This window comes from Thiomicrorhabdus arctica DSM 13458, from assembly GCF_000381085.1.
GTDB classification, from domain to species: Bacteria; Pseudomonadota; Gammaproteobacteria; order Thiomicrospirales; family Thiomicrospiraceae; genus Thiomicrorhabdus; species Thiomicrorhabdus arctica.
This window is the reverse complement of the sequence record NZ_KB905899.1, coordinates 1,446,301-1,459,429: the sequence shown is the minus strand read 5'-3', so window position 1 is coordinate 1,459,429 and position 13,129 is coordinate 1,446,301. Positions and strand designations below refer to the sequence as shown.

The following is a 13,129-nucleotide window of genomic DNA, read 5'->3' as shown; positions in this document are numbered from 1 at the left end:
CAGCTAGTACATACGGTTTTAAATACGATTTGAAAGGAGAGAAGGGTGTCACAACAAACCATTAACTATGAAGGTATTGAGCAAAAAAGTGTCGCTGAATTCAGTGAAAAAGCCTATTTAGATTATGCAATGTATGTCATCCTAGATCGAGCCTTACCGCACATTGGTGATGGCTTAAAGCCCGTTCAAAGACGTATTATTTATGCAATGTCTGAACTGGGTTTGAAAGCGTCTTCAAAGCATAAAAAATCAGCGCGTACCGTAGGGGATGTATTGGGTAAATTCCATCCACATGGCGACAGTGCTTGTTATGAAGCCATGGTCTTAATGGCACAAAATTTCTCTTTCCGCTATACCTTGGTCGATGGTCAGGGGAACTGGGGCTCGATGGACGATCCAAAGTCGTTTGCTGCGATGCGTTATACCGAAGCTCGCCTGTCGAAATTCAGTCAGTTATTACTTGAAGAGACTTCTTTAGGGACGGTTGACTGGACGCCTAACTTTGATGGGACATTGGATGAACCTAGCGTTTTGCCCGCACGTGTACCGCATATTTTGTTAAATGGAACTTCAGGGATTGCTGTAGGGATGGCTACCGATGTGCCTCCACACAATCTACGTGAAGTGATTGCGGGCTGTGTGGCGCTTTTAGAGAACCCCAATACCTCTATTGAAGAGTTAATGGAGTTCATTCCAGCACCAGATTATCCTAATGAAGCGCAAATTATTACCTCCAAAGAAGAGCTGATAAAGCTCTACACAACCGGGCATGGTTCAATTCGTCAACGTGCACATTACGAGGTCGAGGATGGTGTAAATGTGGTAATTGATGCCTTGCCTTATCAGGTTTCTGGCAGCAAATTAATGGAGCAAGTCGCGGCACAAATGCGCGCCAAAAAGTTGCCGATGGTCGTGGATTTACGCGATGAATCCGATCATGAGAATCCGGTACGTTTTGTGGTCGAATTACGCTCTAAACGCGTGGATGTAGAGATCGCAATGTTACATCTGTTTGCGACGACGGACTTAGAGAAAAGTTACCGAGCAAACTTTAATGTGATCGGTCTTAATGGTCGTCCTCAGGTAAAAAACCTGCATATGATGCTCACGGAGTGGCTGGTCTATCGTACTGAAACGGTGCGTCGCCGTTTACAGTTCCGCTTGGACAAAGTGCTTGCTCGTTTGCATATTTTAGACGGGATGTTGATTGCTTTTCTAAATATCGATGAAGTGATTGCGATTATCCGTGAAGAAGACAAACCTAAACCAGCCCTAATTAAACGTTTTGGTTTAACGGATATTCAAGCCGAATCGGTTCTGGAACTAAAATTAAGACACCTCGCGCGTTTAGAAGAGATGCGAATCCGTACCGAGCAAGCGGAGTTAGAAAATGAACGCAAGAAACTTGAGCTAATTCTAGGCAGTGCGGCACGTCTGAAGACGTTGGTTAAAACTGAATTACAAAAAGACGCTGATGAATATGGTGATGATCGTCGTTCACCATTAATAGAGGGAAGACCTGCACAAGCAATGAGTGAACAGGACCTATTGCCCTCAGAAGCGGTTACTGTAGTGCTCTCTGAAAATGGATGGGTCAGAGCCGCTAAAGGGCATGACATTGATGGAGTCGCTTTAGGTTATAAATCGGGAGATGCTTTCTGTGCGCAGGCTTCTGGTCAGAGCCGCCAGATGACAATCTTTATGGACAATACTGGACGCGCCTATGCGTTACCGGCGCATAGTCTGCCATCAGCACGTTCGCATGGAGAGCCTTTAACCGGTCGTCTGAATCTACCGAAGGGCGCGAGCTTTACCCAAGTACTCATGGGGCAACCTTCCGATAAATTAATTTTGGCGTCCAGTGCTGGTTATGGTTTTGTGACGCAATTAGAGAATCTCTACTCAAAAAATAAAGCCGGTAAAACCACCATTAGTGTGCCAACGGGCAGTCAAGTGTTAACGCCTGCAACAGTACAACTTGGTCAATTTATTATGGTCGTCACCAGTGAACCGACTATGCTCGTGTTTCCTGTCGACGAATTGCCTGTGTTGGCAAAAGGTAAGGGCAATAAACTGATTCAGATGCCAAAAGGTGAAACCGTCTGTGCCATATTTGCCTTTACGCCTGGCCAAAAAGTGACACTGGTTGCCGGCTCTTATGAAAAAACATTTGGCCCTACGGCCATAGAAGAAGCCTTTTCCAGTCGTGCTAAGAAAGGCCTTGTATTGCCACGTACCTTGAAAAAAGTAACCCAGATTCGTCTCGCAAATTAACTCTAATTAAACAGACAGCCCATTCTTGCCTGTCTGTTTCACCTCTTCTTTTAAACTCTGGTATAAGAGTTGCTTTAGTTGCAACTAGATTAGTTCTGCCAATAATATATTGATTAGAGCGCACAGATTTTTTATGGGGTTGAATCGTGATCGCTTTAGGTGAAACGTGCAGGCTTCTTTAAACTAAAATAAGTGAAAAACTATGTTTGGAAAGCCAATAGGTATTCTGCTGATCACCATCAGTTTCTTTGGAGGATTCATATTAATGGGGGGGAACCTCCTCTCTTTATGGCACCCTTCAGAGCTTGTCGTTATCTTAGGGATTGCTTTAGGAACATTCTTCGCTTCAACGCCCGTGTACGTTTGGACACGTAGTATGCGGTTTTTGGGACGTTACTTTGCTGGCGAGAGTGTGACTAAAAAACTCTACGCAGATAGTTTAGGATTGCTAGAAGAGTTAGCGCGTCTCTCGCGTTCTTCTGGAGTGTTGGCGTTAGAGAAACATGTCGTGGACCCTGATAATAGTCCCATTTTCATGCATTATTCATCAGTTTTGAAGCATAAAGACCTCAAGAAATTCATTGTCGACAATTTTAGTTACCTATTATTGAATCCACCTCAAAGCCAAAATTTTCAACATCATCTTGAAGATCAGATTGAAGATATTTGTAACTCAATGATGGAAGTCCCTATGTCAATCGGCAAGGTGGCCGATTGGTTGCCAGGTTTTGGTATTGTCGCGGCCGTGTTAGGGGTTATCTTGACCATGGAGATGCTGGGGGGTGATATGGATGTGGCTAAAATCGGCACGGCAATTGGTGCCGCTTTGGTCGGTACCTTGACGGGGGTGTTTTTTGCCTTCGCTGTTCTTGCACCGTTTGTACATGCGATAGAAGTCATGATTCGTCAAGATCGTTCATTACTTGAAATGACGGCTGCATTTCTATCGGCCTACTCTAATGGTGTTTCACCTAGCTTAGCCGTAGAAATTGGTCGCCAACGTGTTCCTCCTCAATTTGAAATTCCTCGGGAAGAGGGGTAAGCGTGTTAAGAGTGCTTTATAAAACATCCGCAGTTTCAGCTGGCTTATTGGCAGAGGTCTTTTAATGTCACGTCGACGTGGAGGGCATGCAGGGGGCGGAGCGCATGGCGGCTCATGGAAGATAGCCTTAGCCGATTTGATGACGGTGTTAATGGTTTTTTTCCTTGTTATGTGGTTAATGGCCGTTGTCGAACCAGAAGATCGTCAGGCATTTGTGGATGGCATTGGCGGGATACAGCCGAAATCCTCGGAAATACAACCTGACGAAAAAGTGACGCCTCAAGAAGAATTGATTGAACTCGATTTAAAGCCACCGGTATCTAAAGCGGAGATTGAAGAGGCTATGAAGGATGTGAATCCGAAAGACATCAATATAGAAGAGACAGATGAATTTACTCGTATTACCCTTAAATCAGATAGCTTTTTTGAAAGTGGTCGTGCGACCATCAGTGACAAAACACGTGAACAGATCGAGCTGTTAGGTGAGACGATAGCAGGGCGAGATCAAGATATGGTGATTGCGGGTTATACCGATGATAGGCCCATTAATAACTTTCAATTCCCTTCCAACTGGGAGTTATCAGCGGCGAGAGCGGCTACTGTTGCTCGAACTTTTATTTATATGGGTGTGGATAAAAACTTAGTGCGGATTCAAGGCAATGCGGATAATGTAGAAGTGGCATCCAATAAAACCGCTTACGGCCGCTCCCTGAATCGACGTGTGATTATCACCATCAATAAAAAGCCTCCAAAGAGCCCTTAAATAAGAGCCTTTTTTATAGCTTGCCGCACTGTTTGCATGCAGGATCTTTTTTCAAGTTCAGGGTCCGTATCATCATCGTGTAGGCATCCATAATCATCAGTTTTCCCGTCAAGGTCGGTAAATCAAGCAGCGCTTTTACCGCCTCAATCGCTTGCATGCTTCCGACCATCCCCACCACCGGCGACAAAATACCACTTTGACTACAGGTTAATTCCTGACCGTTATTTTCGGGATACAAACATTGATAACATGGACTGTTTTCTTGCCTAAAATCATAAGTGCTCAATTGACCTTCCCAGCGAATTGCCGCGCCAGAAACTAAGGGCTTTTTGGCTTTGAAACAAGCCTGGTTGAGTGCAAACCGAGCATCGAAGTTATCCGTGCAATCCAAGACCACATCCGCAGTTTGGATCAATTCTAAAACATCAGATGCTTTTAATTTACGAGACAGCGTATCAATCTTGATATGGTGGTTTAAAGCCTTTAAATTGGACTGTGCAGAAGCAACTTTAGCTTGACCAATATTCGCTTCACGGTGAACGATTTGGCGCTGAAGGTTAGAGTCATCCACATCATCAAAGTCCACCAAGGTTAAATGCCCAACTCCTGCCGCGGCCAGATAGAGTGAAACAGGAGAGCCGAGTCCACCTAGGCCAAAAATTACGGCATGCGATTGTGCCAATTTAAGCTGGCCTGTGTAATCGATTTCCGGCAGTAATATCTGCCGGCTATAACGAGAAAGTTCAGCATCATTTAATTCGGTTTTAGTCGTATCAGTCATGGGCTTTTATCTTCTAAAGGGTTTTATATTATGCAGAGTTTACCGTTTTTGTCCAAGGGTGATACGAGGGTTGCCACCCAAGTCTTTAACGCCTCTGATATTGCTGTAGTGATGTGACTTGAATAGTGCTGCCACCGATTTGGCTTGATGATAACCGTGCTCGATCAATAGCCAGCCATTCGGGTTTAAAAACGACCAGGCCTGGTCCGTTATTTTTCGGATATCGTCTAATCCATCCTGGCCTGAGGTTAACGCAGTAATCGGTTCAAATCGAACATCGCCTTGAAATAAGTGAGGATCGGCATCTTCAATGTAAGGCGGATTGGAGACGATGCAATCAAACGATTGTGTTGCTTGAATGGCTGAAAACCAATCACTCTGTAAAAATTTAATGTCTAGTTGCAGGTTTAAGGCATTCTCTGAAGCGACTTGTAACGCTTTCTGGCTAAAATCTACTGCGGTGACCATACAAAGTGGGCATTCACTTTTTAACGCGAGGGCAATCGCACCACTGCCTGTGCCTAAATCTAAGATTGACCAGGCCTGGTCGGTTTTAATTTCAGGTTTAGAGTCAGGGGTGCTTGGAGAGTCTTGAGTCTGCTGGTGGAGCTCTAAGGCCGCTTCCACAAGTGTTTCACTGTCAGGGCGGGGAATCAAGGTATCGACCGTTACTCTCAGGTTGAGTCCCCAGAATTCACGTTCACCGAGAATGTGGGCAATCGGCTTGCCTTGCAGTCTTTGCTGCAGCACTTCGTCAAACGCGAGTTGTTGCTGACAATCAAGTAATTTGTCCGACCAAGTGAATAGGTAAGTTCTCGAGACGTGTAAACTATGAGCCAGTAGTAGTTCGGCATCCAGTCGATAGGAATCGACCAGGCCTGCTTGAATCAGTTGTTGATTTGCAGCCCTAAGACAGTTTTCGATCGTAGAAGAGTCATTCACAATATAAAATGAATTAGTCGCTAGAGCTTAAGGATGCCAGCATCTCTGCTTGGTGCTCGGCGAGTAGAGGACTGATGATCTGATCCAATCCACCGTTCATGACTTCATCTAGTTTATAGAGTGTCAGGTTAATACGGTGGTCTGTCACACGTCCTTGAGGATAGTTGTAGGTGCGGATTCGGGCAGAACGATCTCCAGTGCCGACGAGGCTTTTGCGCTCTTCTGAAATGGCATCATCATGAACTTGCTGTCTTGCATCCATGATTCGGGCCGCGAGCAATGACATCGCACGAGCACGGTTTTTATGTTGCGAACGTTCATCCTGACATTCGACAACGGTGCCAGTCGGGATGTGAGTAATACGAATGGCTGAATCGGTTTTGTTGACATGCTGTCCACCCGCACCCGAGGCGCGGAAGGTATCCACTTTAAGGTCTGCAGGATTCAGTTCAATTTGCTCAATATCAGCCGCCTCTGCCATGATGACCACGGTTGCTGCGGAGGTATGAACACGGCCTTGGGTTTCTGTTGCAGGCACTCGTTGGACACGATGTGCGCCAGATTCAAACTTAAGTTTTGAGTAAGCGCCATCGCCGATGATGCGGGCGATAATCTCTTTGTAACCACCGTGTTCACCAATATTGGTGTTGATGATTTCCACCTGCCAACCTTCTTTTTCAGCAAAACGACTGTACATTTTAAATAGGTCGCCGGAAAAAATTGCCGCTTCATCGCCGCCAGTTCCTGCTCGAATTTCTAAGAAAATATTCGAATCATCATTGGGGTCCGTTGGCAATAACATGGTCTGTAAAGACAGCTCAAGTTCGCTGACTTGAACTTTTAAATCAGGGAGTTCTTCTTGAGCCATCTCTTTTAGTTCAGCATCGCCAGAGTTGATCATATCCATCGCTTCATCTAGGTCATCTTGTGCACTCATGAAGCTGTTAAAGGTTTCTACAATAGGTTCTAATTTTGAGTACTCTTTGCTTAGGGCAATAAATTTATTCTGGTCATTCATGGTTTCAGGCGAACAGATTAAAGCATTGACTTCATCAAGGCGTTCAACCAAGGTTTCTAATTTACTACGTATAGAAGCTTTCACAGGGGGTCTCAATTATTTATGTTTAGAACGTTTAAATGTCTAAACGTTCGGATGATGTGCTTTTTGATCGCAAATTAAAAGGGTTTCAGCGCACTCGATAAGTGTCTTATTGCCTTCAATACCGGCATGGTTTAATTGTGATGTTGGAGTATGAATTAATTTATTGGTTAACTGGTTTGCCAGACGTTTAATGATCTCTTCTGGCTCGCAACCTTGTTCTAACTGGTGAAGTGCATGGTTTAACGACTCTTCTTTCTGGCGCATCGCTTGTTGGCGATAGACTTGAATAATCGGTTTAACCTGTTGGATTGCGTGCAACTTGACCATGAAATTATGCGCCTGCAGCTTAATAATTTCTTCCGCTTCAATCGCAGCCGCTTGTCTAGATTGTTTATTGACCTCAATAATCTCTTTTAAATCATCAACGGTGTACAGGTATACATTGTCGAGCTCATTAATGCTGGCTTCAATGTCTCGCGGTACTGCAATATCAATCATAAAAATCGGGCGATTCTTACGTTTTTTAAGAGCGGATATGACCTGAGCTTGTTTTAGAATGGCATGCGGGCTTCCTGTCGAGCCGATTATAATATCGGCTTCATGCAGGTGATTATCAATCTCATCTAACTCAATGGCATAACCACCCAGGCTTTCCGCTAATGTATGCGCTTTTTCCAATGTTCGGTTGGCGATAATGATGTTGCCAATATTGGCTTCTTTTAAGTGTCTTGAAACCAATTCTATGGTTTCTCCAGCGCCCAGTAACAACGCAGTCTTTGTTGATAAGTCACCGAAAAATTGTTTGGACAAAGAAACGGCCGAAAAAGCCACTGAAACAGGGCTTGAACCGATGGAGGTGTCGGTTCGAACTTGTTTAACGGTTCTAAAAATATGCTGAAACAAGTTTTCTAAAGTTTGATGAATACTGTCGGCTTTATGCGCCGAATTATAGGCATCTTTAATCTGGCCAAATATTTGTGGTTCGCCTAGCACGAGGGAGTTTAGACCACTGGAAACACGCATAATATGCTTAACAGCTTCCAAGTCGTGATGAATATAAAGATAAGGGGTTAACACCTCGGCCTCTAGTTCAAAAAATTGATGTAACCAGTTTTGTATCTCGCGCTCGGCTGTTGTGTTTTTCATTATGCCGTAGATTTCAGTGCGGTTGCAGGTCGATAAGATAATGCACTCTGAAATCAGATCTTGAGCTTTAAGTTCAGATAACGCCTGCTGTAAGGACTCCGGCGCAAATGAAACTGTTTCACGAATGTCGACGGGCGCCGTTTCGTGATTAACACCCAGTGTAATAAGTTTCATATATATAGAGGCTTTACCATTGTTCAGAAAGTAACAGAAATCAATTCTGCTAAACTAAAAGCGATAATTTTGCTCAATTATGAGACGAATTGCAAGTTTTCTATGCAATGACCTTAGGTTAGGTATGGACTATTGAACGAGAGATTAAGGCACAAATCAATTTGAAATGAAGGGGTTGCATTACACTCCAAATATTCTAGAGTAAGCGCTAAAGAAGTAATAATATTACACAATCACTTTATCTTTATCATAAATTACCTACAATGAGTGAGTTGAGTTGGGAATTTTTTACTGTAAACAAGCTCTATGCTATGCTTTGTGCCAAGATCTCAACCGTTTAAGTCGTGGTTTATAGAGTTTAAACCGGCCAGTCACTCATTATCAAGAGAGTCAAATTTTGACATTAAAATATTCAAGTAATCGCACTCGTATTTTTCAGGGTATGCAATTTGCGCTAATCAGCAGTCTTGTGTTGCTGTCAGGTTGTAGTGCGGGCTTTCTGACATCAAGTGACTCTAATGTGTCGGGTGTCGCGCTACCTGCATCGGTGACTGTAGAAGCGCCTGACGATGTTTTGTCGAAGACACCTGAACGCTCTGCTCATGTTGATGCTAATACCATGTTTCAGATATTAGCGGCAGAAATGATGGTGCAAAAAGGTCAGCCTGCACAAGCTTTCGATCTGATTTATGAAGTGGCGCTGCATACGCGAGATGCGGAGTTGGCAGAAAGAGCGTTTGAGCTGTCAATAACAACCTATGATGCGAAAAAAATTGAAGCGGCTACCATATTATGGCGTGAAATCTCTCCACAAGCGCCCATTGCATGGCGTGCTTCATTTTTGATATCGCTGAGTCAAGGCTCGGTAGATTTAGCATTAAAGCAGTGGCATCGCTATCACAGCCTTTCAGAAGAAGGTTTGGATAAGGATCTGTTGTTAACGGCACAGCGGGTATCGACCTCTGTTCGATCTGATCAAAGTGTTGTCTTTATGCAGTCTCTTACGAAAGACTTTCCTGACTCATGGGCCGCTTATTTTTCATTGGGTTATGTCGCCCAGGTTCACGGTCAACTTGATGTCGCCTTGACGGCGCTTGAAAAAGCTAAGACTCTGCAAACTACAGCGTCTGAACCGCAGATAAATAGACAATTAGTGAAGCTGTATTTACAGTTAGACTCACCCCAAAAAGGGATTGATGCACTTAAGCCTTATTTGAAAAAATATCCAGAAGATTGGGCCGTTCAAGAAGGTGTCGCCCGATTAGAAGTGCAAGCCAAACATTATGACGCCGCTGAAGCCCGTTACGAAAAAATTCTAAAATCTGTACCCGATGCTTATACCTCTAGATTGTCGTTGGCTCTTTTGCAGATTGAACGTAAATCTTATGCCCAAGCCGAAGTGAATTTAGATCAAGTCATGCTTATAAAAGGCTATACGAATGTAGCGAATTATTATTTGGGTTTATTACATCAGGAACAAAATAATCATGAAAAAGCGTTGCATCATTTTGCCAGTGTGATGTCAGGTAATTATTATTTGGATGCCCAGCTACACCGCGCTGAGATTTATTTTTCAATGAATGACATGGCGAAAGCCATTAAAGTATTAGATCTGATTGACGTTGACAGCCCCGAGGATAAAATTAAAGTATATCGAGCAAAGGGGGTTTTCTATAGCTATGAAAATGAATATACAAAAGCCATTGAGCAATATAATAAAGTGTTAGCAATCGATTCGGATCATATCGAAGTGTTGATGGCTCAAGCATTATTATTCTATAAGCTAGAGCAGTTTAGTGCGTATGAACGTAATCTAAAACACGTTATAGAGTTAGCCCCGAATGAGGTCGATGCGCTCAATGCCTTGGGCTATTTTTATGTGGAACAAAACAGTCATTACGAGGCTGCAGAAAGTTTACTGAAAAAAGCCTATCGTTTGGCGCCCAAAAATTATTATGTATTAGACAGTTTGGGGTGGTTCTATTTCCAAAAGAAAAATTATGCTTTAGCGGAAGAATATTTACAGAAAGCTTTGGCTATTCAGGTAGATGATGAAGTTTTAATTCATTTGATTTCGACCTATTGGAAGCAAGGCAATGATGAAAAAGCGCGCGCATTATGGCTGCGTCACCATAATAAATTTTTGCAAAATAAGCGCTTACAGGGTTTAATCCATGAACTCGAAAAGTTGTAAAAAAATAGTTTGGTTACGAAGTTAAAACTTTTTTGATAAAGTTTTAACTTTTCCCTTGAACTTAGAATGAATACATGGATAATACGCACCTGTCATTAACGACAACGATATTTTAGGGCTGTAGCCAAGCGGTAAGGCATCTGGTTTTGATCCAGTGTACCGCAGGTTCGAATCCTGCCAGCCCTGCCAATATCCTATCCTAATTCCCCAAATCATTTTTACCCCGAACAGGAGCGCCTGTAATGGCCAATAAAAATGTCATGATTTTTGCGGGAAACGCAAATGTCAATCTCGCAGAAAAAATCTCACAATATCTAGATATACCCTTAGGAAATGCCGATGTCGGTCGTTTTAGTGACGGCGAAATCATGGTTGAGATTAAAGAGTCTGTGCGTGGTCAAGATGTCTATGTTTTACAACCAACTTGTACGCCAGAGCCCGCTGTCAACCTAATGGAAATGTTAGTGATGATTGATGCGCTTAAACGTGCATCAGCAGCCCGTATTACGGCCGTTATTCCTTACTATGGTTTTGCTCGTCAAGATCGTCGTCCACACTCAGCACGTGTGCCTATTACAGCCCGTTTAACAGCGGACATGATTAGTGCCGCTGGCGCACACCAAGTTGTAACCGTTGATTTGCATTCAGACCAAATTCAAGGTTTCTTTGATATTCCAGTAGATAATTTATATGCTTCACCTCTATTGGTTGAAGATATGCAAAAGAACTGTGATTTAAAGAATGTCATGATTGTTTCTCCAGACATGGGTGGGGTGGTTCGAGCTCGTGCGGTGGCCAAGGCTGTAAACGCCGAGATGGCGATTATCGATAAACGTCGTCCGAAAGCCAATGTTTCAGAAGTGATGAATATTATTGGTGATATAGAAGGCCGTGACTGCATTATCGTGGATGACATGGTTGATACAGCGGGCACTTTATGTAAAGCGGCGAGTGCCTTAATGGAGCGCGGTGCTAAAAGTGTTTCGGCTTATGTCGTGCATGCCGTGTTATCGGGTCCTGCGCTGGATAACATTGAAAGTTCAGTCTTAAAAGAGTTGGTTGTGACGGATTCAATTCCGCATACCGCTGCTGTGATGGCAAGCAAAAAAATTCGTACAGTTACGATTGCTGAAATATTAGGTGAAACGATTCGTCGTATTAACCAAGATGAATCAGTAACCTCTTTAATGAAACACTAGGCTTTGAAAGAAGTTTTGAGTTGAAAAACGCCCTTGTTGGGCGTTTTTTATGTCCCGTATCTTTGCCTAGAAGTTGTTGATTGTTTTAATGAATATCATAAAAAACAGTGGCATAAAATATTTATTTCAGTATAATCCCCGCTTCCCTTACGGTTGGTCGCAAACGGTAAGAAATTAAAATTTAGATAGTTTCATTAAAAATGAGTTTGATGGTTTTGCCCATCAACACAGAAAACTATCGTTATTGGAGAAAGAAACATGAGCCATATTTGGACAGCAGAAATCCGTACTGATGAAGGGAAAGGTGCGAGCCGCCGCCTTCGTCATGCGAATAAAGTACCCGCAGTAATTTACGGTGCAGGAAAAGATGCAGTATCTGTCTCTTTGACAGCGAACGCTGTAAAGCGCGCATTAGAAAATCCAGCAATGTTTAACACCGTATTAACCCTTGAAGTTGAAGGTGGTGAAACTGAAACTTGTGTTATTAAAGATATGCAACGTCACCCAGCAACGGGTGCCGCATTTCACATTGATTTCCAACGTGCGGCAGACAATATCCTTGTTAAGAAAGTACCTCTTACTTTTGTCGGCAATTCACGCGCTCCTGGTGTTAAAGCAGGTGGCTTGATGTCATTCCTACAGTCATCTGTAGAAGTGAGTTGCGTTGCTAAAAACTTACCTACAACGATTAACGTTGATGTTTCTACGATGGAAGAAGGCACTAGCATGCGTCTATCTGAAATCGTATTGCCTGAAGGCGTTAGTCTTACAGCACTTTCGCATGGTAGCTCTGATTATGATCAATCGATTGTAAACATTGGTAAAGCTAAGCGTAGTAAGTAATAATTCGTTATTTATAACTTATTATTTTAAGTAATCGAGAGCCGGCTTATGTCATCTGTTCAACTTATTGTTGGTCTGGGAAATCCAGGCGAAAAATATGAACAGACACGACATAACGCCGGTTTTTGGTTTGTGGACGAAGTAGCGCGCCAATATGGGGTTGTATTTCGTCCAGAGACCAAATTTCAAGGTCATGTCGCTCGGGTGCAGTCCAATGGAATGGATTTCTGGTTATTAAAACCAGCCACTTTTATGAATCGCAGTGGGCAGTCTATTCAGGCGATCGCTCAGTTTTATAAAATCTCGGTAGAATCCATTTTAGTGGCTCATGATGAGTTGGATTTAGAGCCTGGTGTTGCCAAATTAAAAATAGGTGGTGGGCACGGCGGGCATAATGGCCTGCGTGATACCATTGCGGCCATGGGTAATGCCTTTATCCGCTTACGATTGGGGGTAGGTCATCCCGGGCATCGAGATCAGGTGGTGGATTATGTCCTCAAAGCGCCTTCAAAACCCGATTTTCAATTGATTGAAGATGCCAGTTACCAAGCCAGCAAGGTCATTCCAGAATTAGTATTGGGTGATCTTCAAAAAGCCATGCACATCCTGCATACCAAATAATAAACAAGCTTAATCTAAGCCTTTAGCCTTATTTTCATTAGGAGAGAA

11 protein-coding genes and 1 tRNA gene are annotated in these 13,129 nt (G+C 43.2%); 8 read left to right on the top strand and 4 right to left on the bottom strand.

All coding sequences use genetic code 11. The features are described 5' to 3' along the window. Window positions 1–45: 45 nt before the first annotated feature. From parC to F612_RS0106770, 3 genes are all read left to right on the top strand, one after another. Complete coding sequence (gene parC, locus F612_RS0106780) at window positions 46–2,274, top strand: DNA topoisomerase IV subunit A (protein ID WP_019557005.1); 2,229 nt, start codon at window positions 46–48, stop codon at window positions 2,272–2,274. 202 nt (window positions 2,275–2,476) lie between these two features. Continuing rightward, complete coding sequence (locus tag F612_RS0106775) at window positions 2,477–3,316, top strand: motility-associated protein (RefSeq protein WP_019557004.1); 840 nt, start codon at window positions 2,477–2,479, stop codon at window positions 3,314–3,316. A gap of 64 nt (window positions 3,317–3,380) precedes the next feature. Beyond that, complete coding sequence (locus F612_RS0106770) at window positions 3,381–4,079, top strand: OmpA/MotB family protein (protein ID WP_019557003.1); 699 nt, start codon at window positions 3,381–3,383, stop codon at window positions 4,077–4,079. 13 nt (window positions 4,080–4,092) lie between these two features. On the opposite strand, the gene F612_RS0106765 is transcribed toward F612_RS0106770, so the two are convergent. From F612_RS0106765 to hemA, 4 genes are read right to left on the bottom strand one after another with little or no spacing between them, the layout of a single operon-like run. Next, window positions 4,093–4,860 (bottom strand): HesA/MoeB/ThiF family protein, encoded by a 768-nt coding sequence (locus tag F612_RS0106765; RefSeq protein WP_019557002.1) that lies wholly within the window; start codon window positions 4,858–4,860, stop codon window positions 4,093–4,095. A 39-nt stretch (window positions 4,861–4,899) separates the two neighbouring features. Beyond that, entirely contained in the window at window positions 4,900–5,802 is a 903-nt protein-coding gene (gene prmC, locus F612_RS0106760; RefSeq protein ID WP_019557001.1) for a peptide chain release factor N(5)-glutamine methyltransferase, read from the bottom strand. Window positions 5,803–5,815: 13 nt separating this feature from the next. Beyond that, entirely contained in the window at window positions 5,816–6,904 is a 1,089-nt protein-coding gene (gene prfA / locus F612_RS0106755) for a peptide chain release factor 1 (protein ID WP_019557000.1), read from the bottom strand. Between the two features lie 39 nt (window positions 6,905–6,943). Next, on the bottom strand, window positions 6,944–8,224 hold the full coding sequence (gene hemA, locus F612_RS0106750; protein ID WP_019556999.1) for a glutamyl-tRNA reductase: 1,281 nt from the start codon (window positions 8,222–8,224) through the stop codon (window positions 6,944–6,946). A gap of 397 nt (window positions 8,225–8,621) precedes the next feature. Between hemA and F612_RS0106745 the strand changes: the two genes are divergently transcribed. The 5 genes from F612_RS0106745 (at window position 8,622) to pth (ending at window position 13,081) form a co-directional block, all read left to right on the top strand. After that, window positions 8,622–10,418: a tetratricopeptide repeat protein gene (locus F612_RS0106745; RefSeq protein WP_019556998.1), complete on the top strand. Its 1,797-nt coding sequence runs from the start codon at window positions 8,622–8,624 to the stop codon at window positions 10,416–10,418. Between the two features lie 114 nt (window positions 10,419–10,532). Next, window positions 10,533–10,607 (top strand) — tRNA-Gln (locus tag F612_RS0106740). A 53-nt stretch (window positions 10,608–10,660) separates the two neighbouring features. Continuing rightward, window positions 10,661–11,617 (top strand): ribose-phosphate pyrophosphokinase, encoded by a 957-nt coding sequence (locus F612_RS0106735; protein WP_019556997.1) that lies wholly within the window; start codon window positions 10,661–10,663, stop codon window positions 11,615–11,617. Window positions 11,618–11,875: 258 nt separating this feature from the next. After that, window positions 11,876–12,460, top strand: coding sequence for a 50S ribosomal protein L25/general stress protein Ctc (locus tag F612_RS0106730; RefSeq protein ID WP_019556996.1), 585 nt, complete (start codon window positions 11,876–11,878; stop codon window positions 12,458–12,460). 48 nt (window positions 12,461–12,508) lie between these two features. Beyond that, window positions 12,509–13,081, top strand: a complete 573-nt coding sequence (gene pth / locus F612_RS0106725; protein ID WP_019556995.1) for an aminoacyl-tRNA hydrolase — start codon at window positions 12,509–12,511, stop codon at window positions 13,079–13,081. Window positions 13,082–13,129 lie beyond the last annotated feature (48 nt).

What these genes read in the sequence shown, in the direction of transcription:
- F612_RS0106765 (WP_019557002.1), bottom strand. Translation starts at nt 4,860, where the DNA reads ATGACTGATACGACTAAAACCGAATTAAATGATGCTGAACTTTCTCGT.
- F612_RS0106730 (WP_019556996.1), top strand. Translation starts at nt 11,876, where the DNA reads ATGAGCCATATTTGGACAGCAGAAATCCGTACTGATGAAGGGAAAGGT.
- hemA (WP_019556999.1), bottom strand. Translation starts at nt 8,224, where the DNA reads ATGAAACTTATTACACTGGGTGTTAATCACGAAACGGCGCCCGTCGAC.
- F612_RS0106775 (WP_019557004.1), top strand. Translation starts at nt 2,477, where the DNA reads ATGTTTGGAAAGCCAATAGGTATTCTGCTGATCACCATCAGTTTCTTT.
- F612_RS0106735 (WP_019556997.1), top strand. Translation starts at nt 10,661, where the DNA reads ATGGCCAATAAAAATGTCATGATTTTTGCGGGAAACGCAAATGTCAAT.
- F612_RS0106770 (WP_019557003.1), top strand. Translation starts at nt 3,381, where the DNA reads ATGTCACGTCGACGTGGAGGGCATGCAGGGGGCGGAGCGCATGGCGGC.
- pth (WP_019556995.1), top strand. Translation starts at nt 12,509, where the DNA reads ATGTCATCTGTTCAACTTATTGTTGGTCTGGGAAATCCAGGCGAAAAA.